Annotated in this window: 19 protein-coding genes; 4 read left to right on the forward strand and 15 right to left on the reverse strand. The window is 61.8% G+C overall.

The window, feature by feature from the left end; translation table 11 throughout:
• Positions 1-90 precede the first annotated feature (90 nt).
• The 6 genes from EXV95_RS04760 to EXV95_RS04785 are packed head-to-tail and all read right to left on the reverse strand — an operon-like array spanning position 91 to position 7069.
• Positions 91-624: a response regulator gene (locus EXV95_RS04760; protein ID WP_055397897.1), complete on the reverse strand. Its 534-nt coding sequence runs from the start codon at positions 622-624 to the stop codon at positions 91-93.
• Positions 625-641: 17 nt separating this feature from the next.
• Positions 642-1985 (reverse strand): HD domain-containing phosphohydrolase, encoded by a 1344-nt coding sequence (locus EXV95_RS04765; protein ID WP_176886000.1) that lies wholly within the window; start codon positions 1983-1985, stop codon positions 642-644.
• Between the two features lie 3 nt (positions 1986-1988).
• Positions 1989-2942 (reverse strand): ATP-binding protein, encoded by a 954-nt coding sequence (locus tag EXV95_RS04770; protein WP_255484921.1) that lies wholly within the window; start codon positions 2940-2942, stop codon positions 1989-1991.
• A 12-nt stretch (positions 2943-2954) separates the two neighbouring features.
• The gene (locus EXV95_RS04775) at positions 2955-3797 is read right to left on the reverse strand and encodes an HDOD domain-containing protein (protein WP_176886001.1); all 843 of its coding nucleotides are present in this window, start codon (positions 3795-3797) and stop codon (positions 2955-2957) included.
• Positions 3794-4123: a hypothetical protein gene (locus EXV95_RS04780; RefSeq protein WP_055397891.1), complete on the reverse strand. Its 330-nt coding sequence runs from the start codon at positions 4121-4123 to the stop codon at positions 3794-3796. The genes EXV95_RS04775 and EXV95_RS04780 overlap by 4 nt, the downstream gene beginning before the upstream one ends.
• 15 nt (positions 4124-4138) lie before the next feature.
• A complete protein-coding gene (locus tag EXV95_RS04785) occupies positions 4139-7069 on the reverse strand; it encodes an EAL domain-containing protein (protein WP_176886002.1) in 2931 nt (976 codons plus the stop codon).
• Between the two features lie 413 nt (positions 7070-7482).
• Between EXV95_RS04785 and EXV95_RS04790 the strand changes: the two genes are divergently transcribed.
• Genes EXV95_RS04790 through EXV95_RS04800 form a run of 3 tightly spaced genes read left to right on the forward strand, consistent with a single transcriptional unit; the run spans position 7483 to position 12297 of the window.
• On the forward strand, positions 7483-8010 hold the full coding sequence (locus EXV95_RS04790; protein ID WP_233559250.1) for a molybdopterin-dependent oxidoreductase: 528 nt from the start codon (positions 7483-7485) through the stop codon (positions 8008-8010).
• A gap of 38 nt (positions 8011-8048) precedes the next feature.
• Positions 8049-11153: a hybrid sensor histidine kinase/response regulator gene (locus EXV95_RS04795; RefSeq protein ID WP_176886003.1), complete on the forward strand. Its 3105-nt coding sequence runs from the start codon at positions 8049-8051 to the stop codon at positions 11151-11153.
• Positions 11101-12297: a two-component system response regulator gene (locus EXV95_RS04800; protein WP_176886004.1), complete on the forward strand. Its 1197-nt coding sequence runs from the start codon at positions 11101-11103 to the stop codon at positions 12295-12297. The genes EXV95_RS04795 and EXV95_RS04800 overlap by 53 nt, the downstream gene beginning before the upstream one ends.
• 11 nt (positions 12298-12308) lie before the next feature.
• Here the strand turns inward: EXV95_RS04800 and bioB are convergent, their stop codons facing one another.
• From bioB to scpA, 8 genes are all read right to left on the reverse strand, one after another.
• A complete protein-coding gene (gene bioB, locus EXV95_RS04805; protein ID WP_176886005.1) occupies positions 12309-13409 on the reverse strand; it encodes a biotin synthase BioB in 1101 nt (366 codons plus the stop codon).
• Between the two features lie 397 nt (positions 13410-13806).
• Positions 13807-14280 carry a VOC family protein gene (locus EXV95_RS04810; protein WP_121506324.1) on the reverse strand — a complete coding sequence of 158 codons (474 nt, stop codon included), beginning with the start codon at positions 14278-14280 and terminating at the stop codon, positions 13807-13809.
• An 85-nt stretch (positions 14281-14365) separates the two neighbouring features.
• Positions 14366-15151: a YdcF family protein gene (locus EXV95_RS04815; RefSeq protein ID WP_176886006.1), complete on the reverse strand. Its 786-nt coding sequence runs from the start codon at positions 15149-15151 to the stop codon at positions 14366-14368.
• 37 nt (positions 15152-15188) lie between these two features.
• Complete coding sequence (locus EXV95_RS04820; RefSeq protein WP_176886007.1) at positions 15189-17237, reverse strand: acetyl/propionyl/methylcrotonyl-CoA carboxylase subunit alpha; 2049 nt, start codon at positions 17235-17237, stop codon at positions 15189-15191.
• Positions 17238-17260: 23 nt separating this feature from the next.
• Positions 17261-17719 (reverse strand): PH domain-containing protein, encoded by a 459-nt coding sequence (locus EXV95_RS04825; protein ID WP_176886008.1) that lies wholly within the window; start codon positions 17717-17719, stop codon positions 17261-17263.
• Positions 17720-17740: 21 nt separating this feature from the next.
• Complete coding sequence (locus tag EXV95_RS04830) at positions 17741-19273, reverse strand: acyl-CoA carboxylase subunit beta (RefSeq protein WP_176886009.1); 1533 nt, start codon at positions 19271-19273, stop codon at positions 17741-17743.
• A 36-nt stretch (positions 19274-19309) separates the two neighbouring features.
• The gene (gene meaB / locus EXV95_RS04835; RefSeq protein ID WP_176886010.1) at positions 19310-20344 is read right to left on the reverse strand and encodes a methylmalonyl Co-A mutase-associated GTPase MeaB; all 1035 of its coding nucleotides are present in this window, start codon (positions 20342-20344) and stop codon (positions 19310-19312) included.
• Positions 20345-20536: 192 nt separating this feature from the next.
• Positions 20537-22705, reverse strand: coding sequence for a methylmalonyl-CoA mutase (scpA, locus tag EXV95_RS04840; protein ID WP_176886011.1), 2169 nt, complete (start codon positions 22703-22705; stop codon positions 20537-20539).
• A gap of 130 nt (positions 22706-22835) precedes the next feature.
• On the opposite strand from scpA, the gene EXV95_RS04845 reads away from it, so the two are divergent.
• The gene (locus EXV95_RS04845) at positions 22836-23471 is read left to right on the forward strand and encodes a GntR family transcriptional regulator (RefSeq protein ID WP_176886012.1); all 636 of its coding nucleotides are present in this window, start codon (positions 22836-22838) and stop codon (positions 23469-23471) included.
• Positions 23472-23529: 58 nt separating this feature from the next.
• Here the strand turns inward: EXV95_RS04845 and EXV95_RS04850 are convergent, their stop codons facing one another.
• Complete coding sequence (locus tag EXV95_RS04850; protein ID WP_255484922.1) at positions 23530-24660, reverse strand: GGDEF domain-containing protein; 1131 nt, start codon at positions 24658-24660, stop codon at positions 23530-23532.
• Between the last annotated feature and the right edge of the window lie 278 nt (positions 24661-24938).

Genomic DNA, 24938 nt, shown 5'->3' on the forward strand with positions numbered 1-24938 from the left:
ACATTCTATCCACAGTCTTTTGGCAGGCTTCTCTGTTATGCAATCCAGCGTCCCGGCATCACGACGCTGCCCAGCACAAAAGGCGTAACGCTAGTTCTCGGGGCCCAAAACCTCTCCATTGGGGCCCCACGTCACCTGTGTCAATCCGGGTTCCATGGCTTCCAATCGACGGCGCTCCATCTCCGTCGCACTGAGCTGCCCCAATTCATGCCGCCCCACGTCGGCAAGTTCACTTTCATGGCGCAGTTGATCCGCTCTCTCCAGGGCTGAGCGGACGTGACCAAGCAGGTCTTTTTCGTCCCAGGGCTTCAACAGATAGCGAAAGACTTCTGCGTCATTGACGGCTCGCATCAGGTTCTCCGAATCGGACGACGCGCTTAAAACCATCCGGACTGCCTTGGGCTGAATGGTTCGCACCAGACCCAGAAACTCCACGCCAGTCATGAGCGGCATCCTAAAGTCCGAGATCACCACGTCAAAGGCGGTCTCTCTCAGTCTGGCCAAGGCAACTTCCGGATCTACGGTCTCTTCAATGCGCAGGTCAGAACCGAGTCCCGCCCGCAGACTGCGCTTGATTGCAGCCAAGACGTGGTGTTCATCATCGAGCAAGAGAATTCTCTGCATGGCTGGCTCCCTCTCCGTTACGGTTTTATGGGCAAGATCATTTCCACATCGTCCCGCCCTTCGCGCAATCGCAGCCGCTTGATCAATTCGGCGGTGAGCACGTGATCGGCGGCAAGCAATACAGCGCCTTCGCTGGACAGCAGATCGCGCGCCAGGATCATGCCGGGTTGAAGTTGTACCGTTCGTAGCATGCGCGGCGGAGCGTCTGCAACGGGCGCAGCCTTCAGGAGCATCTGCAGGAACACATCCACCACTTCGGGATGAAACTGGGTTCCCCTGCCCCTGGCAATCATTGATCGTGCGTCTGCAGCACTCAAAGGGGTGGAGCTGAGATGGCCGATCTGCAGATCGTCGTAGGTATCAGCCACAGCGAGGATGCAGGCCCCCATTGGAATCATCTCCCCGACCAGGCCATCTGGATATCCGAGCCCATCGTGCCGCTCGTGGTGGCTGCGGATGATGTTGGACACCGTCTGCATGTCATCCAGCGCCATCAGTGCCTGCTCTCCCAGAACGGCATGCCTTCGGTATTGTGCAGTTTCTTCATCGGAAAGCTTGGGAACGGGTTTGGCCAGCAAGGTGTCAGGCAACGCAATCTGCCCAATGTCATGCATGAGCCCTGCGATGAACGCGTCCTGTTGATCCGCTTCCGCCATGTTCATGGCCCGTGCGGTGCGACGGGCCAGATCCGCCACACGGCGCGAGTGGCCGGAGAGTTGCCCACCTCGCCACTCCATGAGGTTGGAAAACACCTTGATGGAGGTAAGGTAGTTTTTCTTGATCTTTTGACTGAGCTGAAGCAACTCGCTGGTGCGCGCCGCGACCTTTTCCTCCAGGGTTTCATTCAATTCCATCAAGGCCTGGTTTTTGGCCCTGAGCAGTTCTTCCAACCGGGTTTTTTCGTCTTCCAGGGCATGCCGCTCAAAAATCTGGTGAGCCGTGGCAAGCACCTCACCGTCATCCCACGGCTTGGTGATGTACCGATAGACTTCCCCGCTGTTGATGGCTGCAATGGTTGACCCAATGTCAGCGTAGCCTGTGAGCAGTACGCGTGTCGTTTTGGGCCACCGCACCCGTATCTGCTCCAGTAACTGGGCCCCGCTCATTCCGGGCATTCTCATGTCGGAGAAGACCAGATCCACTGGCTCTTGCTCCAGGTGCGCAATGGCTTGTGCACCACTCGTGGCCGTTGTCACCTGGTATCCGCTGCCACGAAACAGCCGCCTGAGCGAGGCCACAATGTTGGGCTCATCGTCCACGCACAGAATGCGCCAGACGCGCTGACCACTGCCCTGCAGGCTGGCGCCCTCCTCTTGCAAAGCCGCCCCTGACAAAGCGGTGACGTCGATAGGGGAATTCACACCTCAAGCCTCCTGCGGGTGCTGAATCGGCAGCGTGACACGAAAACGAGTCCCAATCCCCTGCTCGCTGAACACGTCAATGCTGCCAAAGTGCTTCTTGACGATGCCATAGGAAAGAGACAGTCCAAGCCCGGTCCCTTTGCCCACCGCTTTGGTGGTAAAGAAAGGGTCGAAAATTCTTCCCAGATTCTCTTTGGCAATGCCCTCGCCGGTATCCTGTATTTCCACCCACACCCGGCTGTCGTCAGCGCCGGTGCTGATGGTGATGACGCCCCTGTCAGCCTGGATGGCGTGCGCAGCGTTGACCAGGAGGTTCATGAAAACCTGATTGAGTTCAGACGGAAGGCACTCGATATCCGGGAGTTCACCGTACGCCTTGACGACCTCCGCCTTGTATTTGATTTCGTTGTTGACGATGTTCAGTGTGGAGTCAATGCCATGGTGCAAATCGGCCAGAACCCACTTTTGCGAGGTGTCCACCCGGGAGAAGTCCTTCAGGTTCTGGACAATATTGCGCACCCGCGTGATGCCGTCTTTCGACTCTGCCATCAACGAGGGGATGTCCTCCTTCAGAAAGTCCAGTTCTATCTTTTCGCGCAGAGCCCTCAGACGGGCTGCTGCCGGAGTGCCTGCCAATGCGGACTCGGCCTCTTCATAGGCAGCGAGCATCTGAAAAAGATCACCTAGATAGCGTTCAAGAGTCCCGAAATTAGAGAATATGAATCCAATCGGATTGTTGATTTCGTGGGCCACCCCGGCAGCCAGTTGCCCGATGGAGGCCATTTTTTCCGACTGCATGAGCTTGTCTTGTGCATCCGAAAGTTTGGCATTCAGTTGCATCAGCTCCTCATTGGAGCGCAGCAGTTCCTTGACCCGGTCTGCCGTGACATCGGCGGCAGACAGCGGCGAGCATGTCGCGTTTGCGGACTCAGCCAATAGCGGATCGTGAGAACTCATGTCAACCCTCCTTCAGGCCAGCAACGCGTGACAGACGACGTCATGTTGTTCAGCAACGGTGTCAAAAACTTCCCTGTAGTCCTTCTCACCCAGTGCGAGCCTGCCCCAGGCATCCAGTGACAGCAACGGCACCATGTCATCTTCCTGGTGCGAAAGATCGAGGCCATGGGCAATGTTGTCAGCAACATGGACGAGATCCATGAGCCCTTTGCCAGCAGGGGACCGAGGCCTGTGATGGCATGCGATGGCTGCGACGATCTCTGGGGCAAAGTGCCAATGCTCCGCGATAAGGCCGCCAACCTCTGCGTGGTCAACACCAAATTGGTGCTGTTCTGCAACGTGCATGAAACAGTCATGTTCTGTCCGATATGCAATGGCCTGGGCATATTCCTCCTCATAGGAGCTGACCAGAACCAAGCGCCCAATGTCATGCAACAGCCCCAACGTAAACGCGGCGTCTTCGTCCAATCGGGTGCGCTGCGCCAGGGCCCGGCAGGTAAGCGCCGTACCGATGGAATGGCACCAGAACGCATCGAAGTCGAAGCCTTGGCAGCGCGACTTGGCAAACCCGCTGACAAGGCCAGCGGCCGTTGCCACGCCGCGCAATGTGCGCAGCCCCAGGATTGCCGTAGCCTCAGTGATCGAAGTGACCTGACGCGGCAACCCGTAGAAGGAAGAATTCGCAAGTCGAAGGGTTTTCGCGGCAATGGCCTGGTCGTGCGATATCTTTATGGCCAGTTGCTCCGCCGAAACATCACTGTCGCCAAAGGACTGGATCAACTCCAGCACGACTGCTGGCAAGGCTGGCAATCCGTGCACGCTGTGCAAGATCGCATCCGCAGTGAGTTGCTTCATGGCCTCTCCTCAAGCCGGTGCCTCAAAATCATGTGCAGCAATGGGTTGAGCTGCCCTGCCCGCAGGGCAGGCCTGAACAAGTGCAACAAACGCTGTTCCGTCAGTACCCGTTGCTCAACCGGATCCACTTTTCCATTGCGCTGTGCTAGCTCCTCGGGGGCATTCACAAAAATCGTGTCGATACCTCGATGCTGCAAGTTGTTGAGAATTTCGCGCGTGACAGGCGTCCCCTCTGGCAACAAAAGTTGCGCATGTGCATCCAGTACGGGCTGCGCTAGAAGTAGTCCCTCAGGAACCCGTTCAGTGGTGGTAGCAAGAGCTTGCATGGGCGTGCATAGAGTTCAAGCCGCACTGCCTGGCACCAAGACCAGCAATCGACCTCGTGAGTGATTTTCTCCTCCGATGGAGCGGCATACAACGCGAAACGCCTCTCCCGCGAGTTGCACATCGTGGTAGCTCTGATCGGCGGCACGCCATACATGGCGCAGATCTGCCGGTAGCACGTCGTCCGCATCCTGTCCCAACAACGCGGTGGTCCTTCCAAACAGTGCTTCGGCATCTGCATTCACAAATGCCACCATGCCTTCCAGGTCCACCCCGATGACCGCCGCAGGAATATGATCCAAGACCTCCCGTGCGACGCTCAGGCTACTCTCTTCGCGGTGAATCTGCTCACGTTGATTCGTTAGCAACTGTTGCAAACGGTCGTTCACGGCAGTGAGTTCTTCGTTGGCTCGCAGAACTGCGCTCGCCAGCCGCCGATTCTCATCGGCCATTCCCTTTTGGGAGAACGCTTCCGCCACATGCCCGCGAAGCCGCTCGTCATCCCATGGTTTCGTGAGGAACTTGTAGATGGCCCCTTCATTGATCGCATCGGTGATGGACTGAAGCTCCGTATAGCCAGACAGCACCATTCGTACGGTGTCTGGATACAGTTCCTTGGCCCGGCGCAGGAACTCCACCCCCGTCATACCGGGCATCCGCTGGTCCGAGACGATCACATCCACCGAGTTTTCGGCCAGCCTTTGCAAACCTTGCGCCCCGCTGTTGGCCGTCACGATGTGATAGCCATCCCGACGCAGCAATCTGCGCAACGCAGAAACGATGCTGTCTTCGTCATCGACGAGCAACAAGGTACGTTGTTGGGCGCGGCGCAATAACAAGTGCTCAGGCAAGGCCTTGCTTTCACGCAACAGGGAACCCATGGCGTCGGCCGTTAGCAGCCCGCTGAAATAGTGCCCTTGCATCTGGTCACAGCCGTTGGCGATGAGCAACGCCAGTTGCCCCTCGGTCTCAACACCTTCTGCCAACACTCTCATCTGCAGGCTGTGCGCCATGTTGATGATCGCGCGCGTGATGGACACATCTTGAGAAGCAGCCGTGACGTCGTGGACAAACGAGCGGTCTACCTTCACCACGTCAATGGGCAGTGTGCGCAGGTAGCTCAGGCTGGAATAGCCGGTGCCAAAATCATCCAGCGAAATCTCGATGCCCAGCGTCTTGAGGTCGCCCAGAATCCGCGCGATGCGAGTGCTTTCCCCCATGAGCGCACCCTCGGTGATCTCCAGCCCCAGCAGCCTTGGATCAAGGCCGGTTTCGATGAGGATCTTTTCTATCTTCTGAGCCAGATCGGGTTGTTGAAGCTGGCGAGCCGACAGGTTAACGGCAACCCGGCACATGGGATGACCAGCGCGCTGCCATTCCAGCGCCTGGAGGCAGGCAGTGCGCAGAACCCATTCACCGATCGGCACGATCAGTCCGGTTTCTTCAGCGGCCCGGATATAGCTGGACCGGGAAATTAATGCGCCATCGGGGGATTTCCATTCAAGGAATGCCTCGGCACCAATGATGGCCCCGCTGACCAATTCGAGTTTGGGCTGAAAATGCAGTTCAAACTCGTTGCGCTCCAAAGCTCGACGCAGTCCCGACTCCATGACAAGCCTTGAGATCGCCTTGGAATGCATGCCCGAACTGAAAACGCAGATTTGGTTCTTGCCCAGCTCATGGGCGCGATACATCGCCGCTTGCGCTTGCTGGAGCAATTTTTCAGGATCGTCCCCGTGCACGGGGTAAAGGGATATTCCGATATCGCAGGTCACCTTGATCTCATTGTCGCCAATGGCAACTGGAAGGGACAGCGCATCTACCAATGAGGCGGCGGTGCCCCGCGCCATGGCTTCATCCACAGACTCTTCCCGTGCCAGCACCAGGGAAAACTCGCCGCTACCAAAGTGCGCCAGCAGGTCGTCCTGGGAAACCTGGGGCTGGAGCCGTCTGCCGACCTCCATGAGCAACTGGTCCCCAGCTGCGTGGCCCAGTGATTCACTGACAAGCTTGAGTCTGTCAATCTCAACGCTCAGGACCGCAATGTGCCGCCCTCCCCGCGCGGCCTCGCGCATTTTGGTATCAAGATATTCCGTCAGCGCGTTGCGGTTCGGAAGCCCGGTGATTTCGTCGGTATTCGCGAGCTTGTCCAGTTTCTGTTCAGCCGCCCGCTGTAGCGTGATGTCCTGCAAGAGTGTGACCGTCCTGATCACCTTTCCGCCTTCATCGGCCTCGGCAAGGACCCGGTGCAGCACCGTGCGCAAGCTGCCGTCGGTGTGAACAATACGGTGCTGGAACTCACAGACGTCGTCGGGGGAAACGCCCTCGCTGATGGCCTGAACATAGGGGCGCTCTACCGGAGGTATGCGCGCCAGCAGCCAGTCTGTGCCGGGGGGCGTCTCGGTGAGCGGGATTCCCAAGATGGCATGCATGCCTGACGACAGGGTGACCGTGCCGGACACCAAGTCCACCTCCGCAGAACCAATGCGTGCAAGCTCTTCAGCATTGCGAAACAGCTGAACACGCTGCTGCGCGTACCGCGTGGCCGCCTGGATTGCACTGACGTCATGCAACGTTACCAGGTCCGCTGCTTGTGCCGACAGAAAAATACGCACGCCCCAGACCTGGGCGCTGAACCGCTCGCCGTTCTTGCGCAGGCATTCGATCTCATAGGCTTTGCCTGGGACTCCCGCCACCCGGGCGTTCGTCTGCTCCCGCACCATGTCCCGGTGCTCGGGCACGCACAGCAGCATGGGATCCATGCCTGCGAGCATCTCTTCCTTGGAGTATCCGAAAAGTTCCAGGAGCTTGGGATTCACGAAAAGGAACCGCCCCTTCTGAATCACAAAGACGGCCGCCTGCACCTGATCTACCAGCTGCCGATAGTCTGGTTCAGAAAGCGCCATTTCCTGTTCAAACGGCCGGTCTTCAGTATCGAAACTACCCATGGTGATATGCCTTGCCAACACGGAAATGATGCGACCACGTCATGCGATGCAGGGCTCTGCGGCTCATTGACGACCTCTGTGGCCTCCCCAACCGACGGGGCTGCATTGCGCAGACAGGGGGCCAACGCTTGCAGAGCTTTCGTGAGCCCATGCACCTCCCTCCCGAATGATTGGCGCAGGCGACAAACCTGCTTTGGAATATCGGACCTGCTACCCACTGTACTTATCCCCTTTGAGCTTGTCACGGCCTTGCAGCGAGTGCACAGGCAGGGTATGTCCTGCTATGCCGTGTGAGCGCAGCCCTGGTATGGGTACCCATCTGCGTCGCTGGAGCATCACAAGACCCATGCTGCTAGAAAACGATTTACATTTTGGGCAACTGTCTGCAAGACTGTTGCAAAAGGGGGAGCGTTATGCATACGAGTCTTTCAGGGGCGCGCGTTGCCTTGTGGCTGGGCATCGCAGTGTTTGTAGTCGCTGCGGCGACGCTGCCCCAGGCCCGCGCTTTGGACAAACCCACCGGCACGGTCGTTCTGACCATCGACGGCGCGATCAGCCAGACCAACAACGGCTCGCAAGCCCAGTTCGACATGGCCATGCTGGAGAAGCTGCCCCAGCACAGCTTCTCCACCCAGACCCCCTGGTACCCCAGCGCCGTCACTTTCACTGGGCCACTGCTGCGCGATGTGCTGGCGGCCGTGGGCGCCAAGGGCAAGAACATCACGGCGGTGGCGCTCAACGACTACAAGACGGAAATCCCCATCGACGATGCCACGCGCCACGATGTGATCGTTGCCCGGCTCATGAACAACCGCCCCATGCGTGTGCGTGAAAAGGGGCCGCTTTTCATCGTCTATCCGTTTGACACCAAGGCCGAGCTGCGCAGCGAGCTGTATTACAACCGCGCCGCCTGGCAGCTCCATATCCTGCGGATTCGCTAGCCCCTGCCCCCTCCTCCCAACTTCCCAGGAAGCACACCATGATCCGGGGCAAGCACTTTCTGCGGCTGATCATCGCGGGCCTGGTGGTGGCGTATGTGGCCATTGCCGGGGTGCAGTACCACCAGTACCGCAGCGTCGAGGCGGTCATGCGCCGGGGCGATGTCAATGCCCTGTGGTCGTTCCTGCAGCTCAATGTGGAGTACGAAAAACTCGACCACGCCCTGCACCAGTTCGAGCTGGACCCGCCCAGCCTGCCCATGGACCGGCTGGAGCTGCGTTATGACCTGTTCCTGAGCCGCTTCAGCGCGCTGGAGAGCGGCACCGCCCGCACGCTGATGCAGGAGGAACCGATCTACGCCACAGCCCTGGAAGCACTGCAGAAGTTTGTCGCCGCAGGGGACAACCATTTCGGGCAGAGTGTGGACGCGGCATCGAGCCAGACAAATATGCGTCTGCTGCGGGCCGAACTGAACAAGCTGCGCGACATCGTTCAAGAGCTGTCGCTGCAGGCATCGCGCATCTCCGCCTTGCTGGGCGACCGGCGCAACGAAGAGGTCAAGCACCAGACCCTGCTGACCACCGGGCTGACCGCGTTCCAGGCCATCCTGACCTTTTTGCTGGCCATTGCCATGGCGCGCCAGTTCCTCCAGCGTGAAAAGGCCACCTCTCAGGCTCTGGAGGCCCAGGCCGAGCTGGTGGAAGCCCTCAAGCGCAACGAGGAAGCCCTGGAGGCCCGGGTAGCCCAGCGCACTACCGAACTGCAGCGAGCCAACGCCGCGCTGCAGGAACATGAGGATGAACTGGAGGTGGCCCGCGCCAAGGCAGAGGACGCATCGCGCATGAAATCGGACTTCCTGGCCAACATGAGCCACGAGATCCGCACGCCCATGAACGCCGTGATTGGCATGAGCCACCTGACTCTGGCCACCGAGCTGACCGCGCGCCAGCGCGACTACGTCGAAAAGATCCAGCGGTCGGGACAGCACCTGCTGGGCCTGATCAATGACATCCTGGATTTCAGCAAGATCGAGGCGGGCAAGCTCGAAGTCGAGGTGGTGGATTTCGACCTGCATGCCGTGCTCGACAACGTGGCCAACCTGCTGGGCGAGAAATGTGCCAGCAAAGGCCTGGAGCTGATGTTCGACGTGGACTCCCACCTGCCCGCCGACTTGCGTGGAGACCCCCTGCGGCTCGGGCAGATCCTGGTGAACTACGCCAACAATGCCGTCAAGTTCACGGACGAGGGCGAGATCATCGTGCGGGTACGCGAAGCAGCGCGGGATGCCCAGGGCGTGCTGCTGCGCTTTGACGTGCAGGACACCGGCATCGGCCTGACCGAAGAACAGCAGGCGCGCCTGTTTCGCTCGTTCGAGCAGGCCGACACCTCCACCACGCGCAAGTACGGCGGCACCGGCCTGGGCCTGGCGATTTCCAAGAAACTGGCCAGCCTGATGGGCGGCGAGGTGGGCGTGCACAGCGCGCCCGGCAAGGGCAGCACCTTCTGGTTCACGGCGCGACTGGGTTTGGGCGCGGCCGTGCAGAGGCCACTGCTGCCGGAACCCGACCTGCGTGGCCGCCGCGTGCTGGTGGTGGATGACAGCGAACAGGCCCGGCAGATCCTGGCCGAGCTGCTGTCCAGCATGAGTTTTTCGGTCACGCTGGCCAGTTCGGGGGCGCAGGCCGTGGACCTGGCACGCGCCGCGGACCTGGCAGGCAGGCCCTGCGAAATCGCCTTTCTGGACTGGAAGATGCCTGGTATGGACGGTTTTGAAACCGCCCGCCAGCTGGCCCAACTGCCCCACCCTCCGCGCCCGGTCATCGTCACCGCGCATGGGCGTGACGACGTTCTGGCCGAACTCACACGCACCGGCATCGGGCTGATGCTGACCAAGCCCGTCAACCCATCTCAGCTTTTTGATGCCGCCATGCGGGCATTGGGGGGCGCGCAGCGGGTGGACGACGGGCGGCGCCTGCCAGCCTCAGCGGCACGGGGCGCCAACCTGGCATCGATCCAGGGGGCGCGCGTGCTGCTGGTGGACGACAACGACCTGAACCAGCAGGTGGGCAGCGAACTGCTGGCCAGCGCCGGGCTGGTGGTGGATGTGGCTGACAACGGCCAGGCCGCACTCGACATGTTGGCCCGAGGCACCTATGACATCGTGCTCATGGACATGCAGATGCCGGTGATGGACGGCCTCACCGCCACGCGCCAATTGCGCCAGAACCCCGCCTGGGCGCGCCTGCCGGTGCTGGCGATGACCGCGAACGCGATGAGCGGCGACCGCGAGCAGTGCCTGGAAGCGGGCATGAACGGCCACATAGCCAAGCCCATTGACCCCGACGCGCTGTTCGCCGCCCTGCTGCAATGGATTGCACTGCCGCACACTGGGGGCGCCAGCGGTAAGACTGTTGCCCTGCAACCTGCGGTGCCTGGCGCTCCTTCCTTGGCGCCGGCGGCCCCCCCCGACCCGCTGACACACATCGAAGGCCTGGACACCGCCGCCGGGCTGCGGCGTGTGCTGGGCAAACGTGCGGCCTATGAGAGCCTGCTGCGCAAATTCGTGGCCGGACAAGGCAGCGCAGTGAAAGAGGCGCGCGCGCACCTCGCGGCTGGCCAACCTGAGGCTGCGCAGCGCGCCATGCACACACTCAAAGGTACCGCTGCCACCATAGGCGCGGTGGGCCTGGCCGAACTGGCAGGCGCGGCGGAGCAAGCCATTGCACACGACGCGGCCGCAGACGCCCTCGAAGCCCTGCTCCCGCCCGTAGACGCCGCCTGCCAGGCCCTGGTGGCTGCGCTGCAGAGCGCCCTGCCCCCTGAGGCAGACACGCCCGGCACGGCGAGCGCTGCCAGAACCCCGTTGGATCGCGCGCAGGCCCGCGCATTGGTGGAACGCCTTGGTGCCCTGCTGGAAGACAGTGATTCCGACGCCGTCGAGCTGTTCAAGGACTCCGGCCCCAGTCTGCAGGCCCTGCTGGGCCCCGCCTACGCCGACATGAAGCGGCTGCTCGACAACTACCTCTTTGCCGATGCGCTGGATGCGCTGCGCAAGGCGGGGAACGACATACAACACAAGGAGGACCCAGTTCATGAATCGCCCATTGGAGTTGAGCAGCAAATGCACTGTGCTGGTGGTGGATGACACGCCCGGCAATCTGTCGCTGATGAGCGACCTCCTGCGCCCCGACTACAAGGTCAAGCTGGCACCCACCGGCGAGCGCGCGCTGCAGATCGTGGCGGCCGAAAAGCCCGACCTGATCTTGCTCGACATCATGATGCCGGAGATGGATGGCTACGAGGTGCTGCGTCGCCTGCAGTTCAACCCCGAGACCGAGGACATTCCGGTGATTTTCCTCACTGCCATGAGCGCCACCGACGACGAAACGGTGGGGCTGGAGCTGGGCGCGGTGGACTACATCACCAAGCCCGTCAACCCCGCCATCACCATGGCGCGCGTGCGCAATCACCTGCAGCTCAAGCGAGCGAGGGATTTGCTGACCCACCACAACCACTTTCTGGAGCAGGAGGTGGCCAACCGCACGCGCGCCCTGGCGGAGCTGCAGGACGCCACCATCCGCGCCATGGCATCGCTGGCCGAAACGCGGGACAACGAGACCGGCAACCATATCCGCCGCACGCAGCACTATGTGGAAGCGCTGGCCCGCAAGCTGCAGGACCACCCGCGCTTTCGCGACGAACTCACGGAAGACGCCATCCAGGTGATCTTCAAGTCTGCCCCGCTGCACGACATTGGCAAGGTGGGCATCCCCGACCGCATCCTGCTCAAGCCGGGCAAGCTGACGCCTGAAGAGTTCGAGATCATGAAGACCCACACCACACTGGGCCGGGACGCCATCGTGGCGGCAGAAACCGAAACCACCCAGGACAACCCTTTCTTTCGCTACGCCAAGGAAATCGCCTATAGCCACCAGGAAAAGTGGGACGGCTCAGGCTATCCCGAAGGGCTCGTAGGCAACACGATCCCCCTGTCGGCACGGCTCATGGCGGTGGCCGATGTGTATGACGCGCTGATCTCCGAGCGCGTGTACAAGGCCGCCTTCTCCCATGAGACGGCGGTAGAAATCATCCGCGACGGCCGGGGTAGCCACTTCGACCCCGACATGGTGGACGCCTTCCTCTCGCTCTCCGAAGAGTTCCGGCGCATTGCGCAGCAGTTTGCCGACAGCGAACATGCGCTGCAGGCGCAACGCGACCGCATTGCCCAGGACCTCTCTACCGAGGGTGTGGTCATCGGCGAAGGCAGCGTCAGCAGCAGCGGCGGCTAACCGCCACGCTCTCAGCAGCAGGCGCCTGTGGCGCTTTCCTCTGCCCCACTTTCGGAGGAAGTTGTGGTGCGGTGTCCGTTGAGGCCCAGCTTGGCCAGCAGTTGCACGTCGGCCTCCACATCGGGGTTGCCGGTCACCAGCAGCTTGTCGCCATAAAAGATGGAGTTGGCGCCCGCCATGAAACACAGCGCCTGCACGGCTTCGCCCATCTGCTGGCGCCCCGCGGACAGGCGCACCCGGGCCTTGGGCATGGTGATGCGGGCCACGGCGATCATGCGCACAAAATCGAACGGGTCGATGGGCTCGCTGTCCGCCAGCGGCGTGCCGGGCACGCGCACCAGGCTGTTGATGGGCACCGACTCGGGGTACGGCTGCAGGTTGGCCAGCTGGGCGATCAGGCCAGCGCGGTGCACGGGCGCCTCGCCCATGCCCACGATACCGCCGCAGCACACGCTGATGCCCGCGCTGCGCACATGCGCCAACGTGTCCAGCCGGTCCTGGTAGGCGCGGGTGCTCACCACATCGGTGTAGTACTCAGGGGCGGTGTCCAGGTTGTGGTTGTAGTAGTCCAGCCCCGCATCCTTGAGGGCCTGCGCCTGGTGCGATTCGAGCATGCCCAGCGTGGCGCAGGTCTGAAGGCCCAGGCCCTTCACGGCGCCGATCAATGCGCTGACCTTTTCGATGTCGCGGTCCTTGGGCGCGCGCCAGGCGGCGCCCATGCAAAACCGCGTGGCCCCCGCATCCTTGGCAGCCTGGGCAGCGCGCACCACTTCGTCCACTTCCATCAGCTTGTCGGCTTTCACGCCCGTATCGAACTCGGCGGCTTGCGGGCAGTAGCCGCAGTTCTCAGGGCAGCCGCCGGTCTTGACGGACAGCAGCGTGGCCAGCTCGATGTCGCCTGCAGGCCAGTGCTGGCGGTGCACGGTTTGCGCTTCAAACAGCAGGTCCATCAAGGGCTTGTCGAGCAGCGCCTGGATGGCTTCCACGCTCCATGGGCCTTGTGGGGTGGCAGTGGCTGGGCGCCGGTGCACCTGGACGTTTTGTACGGTGGGTGCTGGCGGCACAGGCTGGGCGGCGGGCATGGCAAGGGTCGTGGAGGACATGGCGATCAATTCCCTTCAAGGCATTCGCCCCACCGTGGCACGGAGCCACCCGAGGCTTAAGAAGTTGTTTAGCGACACCGCGCGCACGGCACACCACGGATGATTTGGCATGGCGCGCTGCGAGGTGGGCGGATTCTGGACGAGAAAACGGCACAAAAGCACGCCACAGGGTCACAAAAGATGCCAAGAAAAACGAGGCATCAACGACCGTCAAGTTCTGAACTTTTTAGGAGCAGAAGGCCGCAGGTTGATTGAACTTGGCGGGCCTTTGGGCCAGCCAATTTCTTGGCGCCTTCAACAGCCCCGTTGTGGTGGTTATCTGCTCCCATCTGGCACTCTGTGCAGCCGAGCAGCGCCTGGAGATGGCCGACGTTGGAGCGCTTTGGATACCGGCTTTTCGCAACTATCAGCCCAGTGCTGCAATCACGTCGGCCGGGGCCTGCACCAGTTCGATCAAAACGCCCTCGCCCGCAATCGGAAACTCGTCATTGCTCTTGGGGTGTAAAAACGTGATGTCGTAGCCCGCCGCGCCCTTGCGGATACCGCCGGGCGCAAAACGCACGCCCTGGGCCGTGAGCCATTCAACCGCCTTGGGCAAGTCGTCGATCCACAGCCCAATATGGTTGAGCGGCGTGGTGTGCACGGCGGGTTTTTTGTCGATGTCGAGCGGCTGCATGATGTCCACCTCCACCTTGTAGGCACCCTGCCCCATGGCAAGGATGTCTTCGTCCACGTTTTCGCGCTCGCTCTGGAAGGTGCCGGTTTGAGTGAGGCCCAGCATGTCCACCCACAGGGTTTTCATGCGCTGCTTGTCGGTGCCGCCAATGGCGACCTGTTGGATGCCCAGGACTTTGAACGGGCGATGAAGGGATGTGGTCATTGAGTGTGCTCCTTGATTGATAGCTGCTTGCGCTTATGGATAAAGCGCTAGAGGCCAAATTGACCTAAAAATACCTTGCTCCCGGCTACCCTTCGTTCAGCACCCAGCTGCTGAGCGTGGCGAAGTACTCGCGCAGCCAGGCGTTGTAGCGCGTGGTGAGGGGCGTGGGTGCCGCTACCGGCACCATGTGGGTAAAGCCATGGCGCTGGGCAATGCGCAGAGCACGAGGCAGGTGGAAGTCGCTGGTCACCAGCGCGAGCGGGGCCGTGGCGGCAACACCGCGCGCCTCCAGCAAGGGGCGACTTAACGCCAGATTCAGCTCGGTGCTGGTGCTGTCCTTCTCCAGCACCAGGCGTTCCGGCGCGATACCGTGGCGTTCTTGCAGATAGCGCGCCATCACCTCCGCCTCGGTGTCCGTAGTGCCCCAGACCTGCCCACCACACACAGCGATCAGCGCCTGAGGCTGCAAGCGGGCCAACGCGGCCGCTGTGTCCAGCCGCGCCGCCAGTGCCGGGCGGGGCTGTCCGTTCTGGATGCCCGCTCCCAGCACCACAATGGCCTGCACAGGCGTTGCCTCTGCCGGAGAAACGCCGGCGCCCCGCAAGAAGAACACCCAGAAAACCACCACGCTGAGCATCCACGCCGCCAGCCCCCACCAGCCCACGCGCCACCACTGCTGGCGCCGCCGGTCATGGTGCCGCCAGCGCGTGAGGGGTGTCCACCACACCGCGATGGCCAGAAACAACGCCCCCAGCGCAACGGGCAACATGGTGCCCAGGTTGAAGTGCCCCAGAACTATCAGCACCGCGCCGTCCAGAAACAGCGCGCCGCCGACCAGCGCCAGCAGCGTGCGCACAGCCACCGCCGTCATCGCAGGCTGCGGGATGGGGCGTGCGGCACGGGCACCATCAGACGAATTCCAGAATGACCTGGTCCACCGCCAGCGACTCGCCCTTGCCCGCCGTGATCTTGCCCACCACGCCATCCTGCGCGGCAAAGAGGATGTTCTCCATCTTCATGGCCTCGATCACAGCCAGCTTCTCGCCCGCTTGCACCTTCTGGCCGGGCTGCACAGCCACATCGACCAGCAGGCCCGGCATGGGCGAGAGCAAAAACTTGGACAAATCTGGCGGCGCCTTGAAGGGCATGAGCTTGTGCAGACGCGCGCCCAGCGGCGACAGCACCAGCGCGTCGATCTGCGTACCGTTGTGCGCAATGCGCAGCGACAGCGGGTTCTTGCCCATACCGCGCTCCACCTGGGCTGTAAAGCCCTGGCCGTTGCAGGCGCCCTGCACGCGAATCTGGCCCAGCGTGGCGTTGCTACTGATCTGATAGCTGGTACCGCCCACCAATACTGCGCTGGAGCCCGATTTGTCTTCAAAGTCGGACACCGTCACCTCATGGTGCTGGTTCTGCCCTTCGGCGCCCAGCGTGACCACCACGAACTCCTCGCCCACCTTCACCTCGTGCCCGGCCAGCTGGCCACTGATGCCCGAGGCGCGGGCGCGGTAGCGGCGGTGCATGAACGCGGCCAGCGCCACCAGGAACAGCGGGTCAGCGTGCGGCACGTCTTCAGCGTGAAAGCCCTTGCCGTAGTTCTCGGCGATGAAGCCGGTGTTGAAGTCTCCCGTCACGAATTTGGGGTGCGCCAGCAGCGCGGCCTGGAACGGGATGTTGCTGCTGATGCCGCGAATCACAAAGCCGTTCAGCGCCGCGCGCATCTTGGCAATCGCATCGTTGCGGTCCGTGCCGTGCACGATGAGCTTGGCAATCATCGAGTCGTAGTACATGGGGATCTCGCCACCCTCGTACACGCCCGTGTCCACCCGCACGCCCAGCTTCTTGCTGGTGTCGGACTGGAACATGGTTTCCTCCGGCGGCTGAAAGCGCACCAAGCGGCCCGTGGACGGGAGGAAGTTGCGGAACGGGTCTTCGGCGTTGATGCGGCACTCGATGGCCCAGCCGTCGCGCTTCACGTCGGCTTGTGTCAACGGCAGCTTCTCGCCCGCCGCCACGCGGATCATCAGCTCCACCAGGTCCAGGCCGGTGATGCATTCCGTCACCGGGTGCTCCACCTGCAGGCGGGTGTTCATCTCCAAGAAGTAGAAGTCCTGGTCCTTGCCGACCACAAACTCCACCGTGCCGGCTGACTGGTACTTGACTGCCTTGGCCAACTGCACGGCCTGCTCGCCCATGGCCTTGCGGGTGGCATCTGAGATGAAGGGCGATGGTGCCTCTTCAATCACCTTCTGGTGGCGGCGCTGGATGGAGCACTCACGCTCGTTCAGGTAGATCACGTTGCCGTGCGAATCGCCCAGCACCTGGATCTCGATGTGGCGCGGCTCCTGCACAAACTTCTCGATGAAGATGCGGTCATCGCCAAAGCTGTTGCGGGCTTCGTTCTGGCAGCTGGCAAAGCCTTCAAACGCTTCCTTGTCGTTGAACGCCACGCGCAGGCCCTTGCCACCGCCGCCGGCAGACGCCTTGATCATCACGGGGTAGCCAATGCCTTTGGCAATTTCCACCGCCTGCTCGGGGCCCGCGATGGCGTCGTTGTAGCCAGGAATCGTGTTGACCTTGGCCTCGTTGGCCAGCTTCTTGGAAGCGATCTTGTCGCCCATGGCCGCAATCGAATGCGCCTTGGGGCCGATGAAGGCAATGCCCTCGTCCTCGCAGCGCTTGGCAAAAGCTTCGTTTTCGCTCAAGAAGCCGTAGCCCGGGTGCACGGCCTGGGCGCCTGTCTGCTTGCAGGCAGCAATGATCTTGTCGGCCAGCAGGTAGGACTCGCGGCTGGGCGCAGCGCCAATGTGCACGGCCTCATCGGCCAGCTTGACGTGGCGGGCTTCCTTGTCGGCGTCGGAATAGACGGCGACGGTGGCGATGCCCATTTTCTTGGCCGTTGCAATCACTCGGCAGGCGATTTCGCCACGGTTGGCGATCAGGATTTTGGTGAACATAACAAGTTCCTCAAAAGGAAATTTCAAAAACCAGTAACTAAGACGGAAGGACAGCACTGACGCAAAGCGTCAATGAAGCGCTGCTTCTCGCGCGGCGACACCAAAATGCTTCGATCCGCCCCATAGCGAATGCGCAAGCGGTCGAGCGACAGCGCAGGCGACGAAATCCAGCTGTTCGATGGCGAGACCTCGCGCATATCGCCCAGCGCAATGCGCCAGCGAAACGGACCACTGCGAATCAGCAGTTCATCGGCCGTGAGCGTGTAGTTGGTGTCCAGCACCAACCACAGCGGCAGCAGCAGCAGCGTAAGGGCTACTATGGCCGCCACCAGCGCAAGGATCGGCGGCGAGCCACCAGAGTTCAGCACGAACGGCCCCACAACCCCTGCAACTGCAGTTATTGCCGTCAATCCGGCGAGCGGGCCGATGGCAATAAGCCATGAATCCACTCTGGAATGGAAGAACGCGCGGGTCTGTGCCATTGCCTGCTACCGATGCCCTGCTTACAGCGGGATGTTTCCGTGCTTGCGCCACGGGTTTTCCAGCTTCTTGTCGCGCAGCATGACCAACGAACGGCAGATGCGCTTGCGCGTCTCGTGCGGCAGGATCACGTCGTCGATAAAGCCACGCGCACCGGCCACAAACGGGTTGGCAAACCGCTCTTTGTATTCCGCCTCACGCGCGGCCAGCTTCACCGGGTCGTTCTTGTCCTCGCGGAAGATGATTTCCACCGCGCCCTTGGCGCCCATCACCGCGATTTCGGCGTTGGGCCAGGCCAGATTCACGTCGCCGCGCAGGTGCTTGCTGCTCATCACGTCGTACGCGCCGCCGTAGGCCTTGCGGGTGATAACGGTGATCTTGGGCACCGTGCACTCGGCATATGCGTACAGCAGCTTGGCGCCGTGCTTGATGATGCCGCCGTACTCTTGGGCTGTGCCGGGCATGAAGCCGGGAACGTCCACAAAGGTGACCACGGGGATGTTGAAGGCGTCGCAGAAGCGCACAAAGCGCGCGGCCTTGATGGAACTCTTGATGTCCAGGCAGCCCGCCAGCACCAGCGGCTGGTTGGCCACGATGCCCACGGTCTGACCTTCCATGCGGGCAAAGCCAATCAGGATGTTCTTGGCGTACTCGGGTTGCAGCTCGAAGAAATCCCCATCGTCCACCGTCTTGAGGATCAGCTCCTTCATGTCGTACGGCTTGTTGGGGTTCTCGGGCACCAGGGTGTCCAGGCTCAGGTCCATACGGTCGGCCGGGTCGTTGCTCTTGCGAACGGGGGCCTTCTCGCGGTTGTTGAGTGGCAGGTAGTTGTACAGGCGGCGCAGCATCATCAGCGCCTCCACATCGTTCTCAAACGCCATGTCGGCCACACCGCTCTTGGTGGTGTGGGTCACGGCGCCGCCCAGTTCCTCGGCCGTCACTTCTTCGTGGGTCACGGTCTTCACCACTTCGGGGCCGGTGACGAACATGTACGAGCTGTCCTTCACCATGAAGATGAAGTCCGTCATGGCGGGCGAGTACACGGCGCCGCCAGCGCTGGGGCCCATGATCATGCTGATCTGCGGAATCACGCCGCTGGCCAGCACGTTCTTCTGGAACACGTCGGCATAGCCGCCGAGCGACGCCACGCCTTCCTGGATGCGCGCGCCGCCCGAGTCGTTGAGGCCGATGACCGGTGCGCCGACCTTCATGGCCTGGTCCATCACCTTGCAGATCTTCTCGGCATGCGTTTCGCTCAAAGCACCGCCAAACACGGTGAAGTCCTGGCTGAACACGAACACTAGGCGGCCATTGATCATGCCGTAGCCCGTCACCACACCGTCGCCGGGGATCTTGTTGTCCTCCATGCCAAAGTCGGTGCAGCGGTGCTCGACAAACATGTCCCATTCCTCGAACGTGCCATCGTCCAGCAGCAGCTCGATGCGCTCGCGCGCCGTGAGCTTGCCCTTGGCGTGCTGCGCATCAATGCGCTTTTGCCCGCCGCCCAGGCGTGCCAGCGCACGCTTTTTCTCCAGTTGATCCAGGATGTCTTGCATGGTCGTCCTTTTGGTGAAGGGGTTGGTGTTTACTATTTATTTGATAGCTTCTGGCGCTTGTCCAGATTGCGCCAGCAGCAGATTTCTTGCTGCAGTCGATGCCGCGATGCGCCCCGCGGCCACATCGGCCTGCATTTGCGGCAGCAGCTCTTTGACCTGTGGGTGCTGGCGAAACGCAAGCTTGAGGCCCGCGTCGATGCGCTCCCACATCCAGGCCAGCGCCTGCTTCTCGCGCCGCGTGGTTAAGCGGCCATTGGCGGTTTGCAGCTGGCGGAACTGCGTGACGGCGGCCCAGAAGCTGTCCACGCCCTGGCCCAGCAGCGCGCTGATCTGCACGACCTTGGGGTGCCAAAGCGTTTCGTCGTGGTGCGCGTTTTCCGGATTGCCGTGCTGGCTCAGCAGGCGCAGGCTCGACGTGATCTGCGCCTCGGCCCGTGTGGCGGCGTTCTTGTCGATGTCGGCCTTGTTGATGACGACCAGGTCGGCAATCTCCATCACACCCTTCTTGATAGCCTGCAGGTCGTCGCCCGCGTTGGGCAGCTGCATGAGCACAAACATGTCCGTCATGCCCGCCACAGCGATCTCGCTCTGGCCCACGCCCACGGTTTCGACGATCACCACGTCGTAGCCTGCGGCCTCGCAGACCAGCATGGCCTCGCGGGTCTTCTCTGCCACGCCGCCCAGCGTGCCGCTGGACGGGCTGGGGCGGATGTAGGCTTTTTCGTGCACCGACAGGTGTTCCATGCGCGTCTTGTCACCCAGGATGGAACCGCCCGAGACGGTGCTGGAGGGGTCGATGGTGAGCACGGCCACGCGGTGGCCCTGCGCAATCAGATACAGACCGAGCGCTTCGATGAAGGTGGACTTGCCCACGCCGGGCACGCCGCTGATGCCCAGGCGAAAGGCCTTTCCCGTGTGCGGGAGCAGCTGGGTCAGCAGCTCGTCGGCCTGGGCGCGATGGTCTGTCCGCGTTGATTCGAGCAGCGTGATGGCTTTGGACATGGCGCGGCGTTGCGTCGCAGAATTACCCGCGAGTAAGCCATGAGTCAATTGTTCCAAGTTCAGAACCATGGCCACAGTGACCCCATCTTTTCAATGGTTTTCTCCGAACCAAAAGAGAAAAGAAGCACGAAGCACAGGCCCAGGAAGAAGAAGAGCACGGCTCCCCCGGGCTTATCGTCAAGCCAACACAATGCTGCAAAGACAGCAGACGCGGCTGCACATACAAAAGCCCCCCAGAAGCGCCCCGCTTTGCTCATGGTGTTACGCCACAGCCTTGCGAATCTGCTCCAGCACATCCTTGGCGCTGGCCGGAATCGGCGTCCCCGGGCCGTACACGCCCTTCACGCCCGATTCGTACAAAAACTCATAGTCCTGCGCCGGAATCACCCCGCCCACAAACACAATGATGTCGTCCGCGCCCTGGTCCTTGAGCGACTGAATGATGGCTGGCACCAATGTCTTGTGGCCTGCAGCCAGCGTGCTCACGCCCACGGCGTGCACGTCGTTTTCGATGGCCTGGCGGGCACATTCCTCGGGGGTCTGGAACAGCGGGCCCATGTCCACGTCAAAGCCCAGGTCTGCAAAGGCGGTGGCCACCACCTTGGCGCCCCGGTCATGGCCATCCTGGCCCAGTTTGGCGATCATCACGCGCGGGCGGCGGCCTTGTTCTTCGGCAAAGGCGTTGATTTCGGTCTTGAGTTTGTCCCAGCCTTCGGCCGAGTCATAGGCAGCTGCGTACACACCGGTCACCTTTTGCGTATCGGCGCGGTGGCGCCCAAAAACCTTCTCCAGCGCATCGCTGATCTCGCCCACTGTGGCACGCAGACGCACAGCCTGGATGGACAAATCGAGCAGGTTGCCCTCGCCACTCTCTGCGGCGGCGGTCAGCGCATCCAGCGCTGCCTGCACCTTGGCGGCATCGCGCGTTGCACGGATCTTTTGCAGGCGAGCGATCTGGCCGTCGCGCACCTTCATGTTGTCGATCTGCAGGATGTCGACCGGGTCTTCCTTCGCCAGCTTGTACTTGTTGACGCCCACGATCACGTCCTTGCCGCTGTCGATGCGCGCCTGCTTCTCGGCGGCAGCAGCTTCGATCTTGAGCTTGGCCCAGCCGCTGTCCACGGCGGCCGTCATGCCGCCCATGGCTTCGACTTCTTCGATGATCTTCCAGGCGGCCTCTGCCATGTCCTGGGTCAGCTTTTCCATCATGTAGCTGCCGGCCCAGGGGTCGATCACGTTGGTGATGTGGGTCTCTTCCTGGATGATGAGCTGGGTGTTGCGCGCGATGCGGGCACTGAACTCGGTGGGCAGCGCAATGGCTTCGTCAAAGCTGTTGGTGTGCAGGCTTTGCGTGCCGCCAAACACGGCCGCCATGGCCTCGATGGTAGTGCGCACCACGTTGTTGTACGGGTCCTGCTCGGTCAGGCTCCAGCCGCTGGTCTGGCAGTGTGTGCGCAACATCAGGCTCTTGGGGTTCTTGGCGCCTGTGGCCTTCATGATGCGGCACCACAGCAGGCGCGCAGCGCGCATCTTGGCCACTTCGAGGTAGAAGTTCATGCCGATCGCCCAGAAGAACGACAGGCGCCCGGCGAACTCGTCCACGTCCATGCCCTTGGCGATAGCGGTCTTCACGTATTCCTTGCCGTCGGCCAGGGTGAAGGCCAGTTCCAGCGCCTGGTTGGCCCCGGCTTCCTGCATGTGGTAGCCGCTGATCGAGATCGAGTTGAACTTCGGCATGTTCTTGGCCGTGTACTCGATGATGTCGCCAATGATCTTCATCGACGGCTTGGGCGGGTATATGTAGGTGTTGCGCACCATGAACTCTTTCAGAATGTCGTTCTGAATGGTTCCGGAGAGCTTGTCCTGCGAGACGCCCTGCTCTTCCGCCGCCACCACATAGCCTGCCAGCACGGGCAGCACGGCGCCGTTCATGGTCATCGACACGCTGACCTTGTCCAGCGGGATCTGGTCGAACAGGATCTTCATGTCCTCGACCGAATCGATCGCCACACCCGCCTTGCCCACATCCCCGGTCACGCGGGGGTGGTCGCTGTCATAACCCCGGTGGGTGGCCAGGTCAAAAGCCACCGACACTCCCTGCCCGCCTGCGGCCAGCGCCTTGCGATAGAAGGCGTTGGATTCTTCGGCGGTCGAGAAGCCAGCGTACTGGCGGATCGTCCAGGGCCGTACCGCATACATGGTGGCCTGGGGGCCGCGCAGGTAGGGCTCAAAACCGGGCAAGGTGTTGGCGTACGGCAGGCTGGCCGTGTCTTCGGCGGTGTACAGCGGCTTGACGGTGATGCCGTCGGGTGTCACCCAGTTCAGGGCGTTCACATCGCCACCGGGGGCCGACTTGGCGGCGGCCTTGGCCCAGGCTTCGAGCGAAGAAGCAGCGAACTCAGGGGCGTTGTTGGGGGGGGTGTCACTCATGGCGAAGGCTTCTCCGAAGATGCGTTGGGGCAGGCGTTAGGCGGCGCCGGGGTAGTCCCGATGTGGCGGCGAGTTTACATCATTCATAATTATTGATTCAAAATATTCCACGCAGCTTACAATCCGCCCCATGTCAGCCCTCACCCTCACCCCGCGCGCGCTCTACGAAGAAGTGGCTGAGCAACTGCGCCAGCGCATCTTCCGCCGCGAGCTGGAGCCCGGCAGCTGGATTGACGAGCTCAAGATTGCCGAGGAATTCGGCATCAGCCGCACCCCCCTGCGTGAGGCTTTAAAGGTTCTGGCGGCCGAAGGCTTGGTCACGATGAAGGTGCGCCGTGGCGCCTACGTGACCGAGATGAGCGAAAAAGACCTGCGCGACGTGTACCACCTGCTCAGCCTGCTGGAGAGCGATGCGGCAGGCGTGGTAGCCACCACCGCCACACCGGCTCAGCTGCAAACATTGCAAGACCTGCATGCCGAGCTGGAGGCAGCCGCCCATGAGCGTGAGCGCTTCTTTGCAGTCAACGAGCGCTTTCACATGCTGCTGCTGGAGCTGGCCGACAACCGCTGGCGCAGCCAGATGGTGGCCGACCTGCGCAAGGTAATGAAGCTCAACCGCCACAACTCACTGCTCAAGCAGGGGCGGATCGAGGATTCGCTGAAAGAGCACCGCGCCATCCTCGGCGCGATGATGGCGCGCGATGCCAAGGCGACGGTGAAGGCGATGCAGGCGCATTTTGCGCAGGGGCTGGAAGCAGCGACCTGAAGAGTGGGCCAGACGATTGGGGGAGTGCGGTCCCTCCCTGGATCGGAGATTCGGCCGGTCAGGCGGCTACTTCCACACGGTTGCGCCCCGCCGCCTTGGCTGCGTAGAGGGCTTCATCTGCGCGACGCAACACGCTGTCAAAACTGGTGTCCCCCTGAACGAGAACAGCCACACCGATAGACACAGTCAGTGGTAGCACCAGTTCACCCGCCACAAAGGGCATCTGTGCCACCGCGTTACGCAGGCGTTCGCCAGCTGCATGGGCGTTTTGTGGGGTCAAGTGGTCAAACAACACGACAAACTCTTCACCGCCCTGGCGGGCCGGCAGTTCCGCCCCTCGGCACGCCGACTGCAGCCGCGCTGCCACATGTTTGAGAGCTACGTCTCCCATTTCATGGCCGTGCTCATCATTGATCCGCTTGAAGTGGTCTATATCAACGACGGCCAGTGCAAAACCGCCTGCAGGCGCACTGGTGCGGGCATGGTCAAAGCGCTGTTCGCCCATTTCCACCAGCGTGCGCCGGTTGGGCAGCCCTGTGAGGTAGTCCGTGGATGCCGCCCGCTCCCACTGGCGGCGGATACGCTCAGAGCACATCAGCAAAAACGCTGTGGTTCCTATCACCGGCAAGGTGGCTGCCACCATGGGAGTGGCCACGTTCATCCAGGCGCCTGCCCCCAGCACGCTGAAGGCCGGGTTCACACCCAGCGCAATGTAGTAACCGGCCCGGAACATGACGAACACGGCCACGGCGGTAAACAGGGCGGCCATCACGCGGCGGCTGCGTGCGCCGTCGCGGCGTTCTTGCGAGATCAGCAAAACAATGCTGGCCACCATCAACACCGACCAGACTGCCGACACGACCAGGATGCGGCCACCTACGTCGGCGGACACCAGGGTAAGCCAGAACAAGGCCAGGGTGCCAAGCACCGCAGGCACCACCACCCAAAGCTGGTCCTGCAAACCATAAAACTGCCGCAGCGCGCGCAAATAGCCGGTCAGCCCGAACATCACCAGCCCATTGGCCAGGACCAGCGTATAGCCAGGAGGGTTCAACCCTTGCGCCGCAAAAAGGATGGAGCCCCCTGCAAACAGCAGCGTGGCAATGCGCCAACTGGCCGCCGCAGGCCGCATGGGCTGTGGCAGGTCCTTGTGCATCAGGCCAAGCACGCCGCCGTTTGCCAGCATCATCAGAGTGGCAATAAAGAATATGGTGACGGGGTCCATATGAGTGTGCGATGCGATGTGTGGTGGCTGGCTGGTGCGGGCATATTGTGCCCATGGGGCATGCACCTGCGCCCTGCGCAGCGACCTTGTGCGGCCGCTGAAGGACCGCCTGCACTCTTGTCAGGCATTCCATCTTCAGGAATGCACTATTTCTAACAAAGCAGGCCGACAGATTGCCGATGTAAACACTGGGGCTGGCTATGATCCTCCGGGTTTCCCCCGACTAGGGCGAACCCTTTGGC

Source organism: Acidovorax sp. JMULE5 (assembly GCF_013376875.1).
Classification (GTDB): domain Bacteria; phylum Pseudomonadota; class Gammaproteobacteria; order Burkholderiales; family Burkholderiaceae_C; genus Acidovorax; species Acidovorax facilis.

Excerpts from the sequence above, each read along its gene's own strand:
- EXV95_RS04850 (WP_255484922.1), bottom strand. The coding sequence starts at position 24,660 with ATGATGCTGGCAAACGGCGGCGTGCTTGGCCTGATGCACAAGGACCTG.
- EXV95_RS04810 (WP_121506324.1), bottom strand. The coding sequence starts at position 14,280 with ATGACCACATCCCTTCATCGCCCGTTCAAAGTCCTGGGCATCCAACAG.
- meaB (WP_176886010.1), bottom strand. The coding sequence starts at position 20,344 with ATGGTTCTGAACTTGGAACAATTGACTCATGGCTTACTCGCGGGTAAT.
- EXV95_RS04795 (WP_176886003.1), top strand. The coding sequence starts at position 8,049 with ATGATCCGGGGCAAGCACTTTCTGCGGCTGATCATCGCGGGCCTGGTG.
- EXV95_RS04775 (WP_176886001.1), bottom strand. The coding sequence starts at position 3,797 with ATGAAGCAACTCACTGCGGATGCGATCTTGCACAGCGTGCACGGATTG.
- EXV95_RS04830 (WP_176886009.1), bottom strand. The coding sequence starts at position 19,273 with ATGCAAGACATCCTGGATCAACTGGAGAAAAAGCGTGCGCTGGCACGC.
- EXV95_RS04785 (WP_176886002.1), bottom strand. The coding sequence starts at position 7,069 with ATGGGTAGTTTCGATACTGAAGACCGGCCGTTTGAACAGGAAATGGCG.
- EXV95_RS04820 (WP_176886007.1), bottom strand. The coding sequence starts at position 17,237 with ATGTTCACCAAAATCCTGATCGCCAACCGTGGCGAAATCGCCTGCCGA.
- EXV95_RS04790 (WP_233559250.1), top strand. The coding sequence starts at position 7,483 with ATGCATACGAGTCTTTCAGGGGCGCGCGTTGCCTTGTGGCTGGGCATC.
- EXV95_RS04825 (WP_176886008.1), bottom strand. The coding sequence starts at position 17,719 with ATGGCACAGACCCGCGCGTTCTTCCATTCCAGAGTGGATTCATGGCTT.
- EXV95_RS04760 (WP_055397897.1), bottom strand. The coding sequence starts at position 624 with ATGCAGAGAATTCTCTTGCTCGATGATGAACACCACGTCTTGGCTGCA.
- scpA (WP_176886011.1), bottom strand. The coding sequence starts at position 22,705 with ATGAGTGACACCCCCCCCAACAACGCCCCTGAGTTCGCTGCTTCTTCG.
- EXV95_RS04770 (WP_255484921.1), bottom strand. The coding sequence starts at position 2,942 with ATGAGTTCTCACGATCCGCTATTGGCTGAGTCCGCAAACGCGACATGC.
- EXV95_RS04780 (WP_055397891.1), bottom strand. The coding sequence starts at position 4,123 with ATGCAAGCTCTTGCTACCACCACTGAACGGGTTCCTGAGGGACTACTT.
- EXV95_RS04815 (WP_176886006.1), bottom strand. The coding sequence starts at position 15,151 with ATGACGGCGGTGGCTGTGCGCACGCTGCTGGCGCTGGTCGGCGGCGCG.
- EXV95_RS04800 (WP_176886004.1), top strand. The coding sequence starts at position 11,101 with ATGAATCGCCCATTGGAGTTGAGCAGCAAATGCACTGTGCTGGTGGTG.
- EXV95_RS04845 (WP_176886012.1), top strand. The coding sequence starts at position 22,836 with ATGTCAGCCCTCACCCTCACCCCGCGCGCGCTCTACGAAGAAGTGGCT.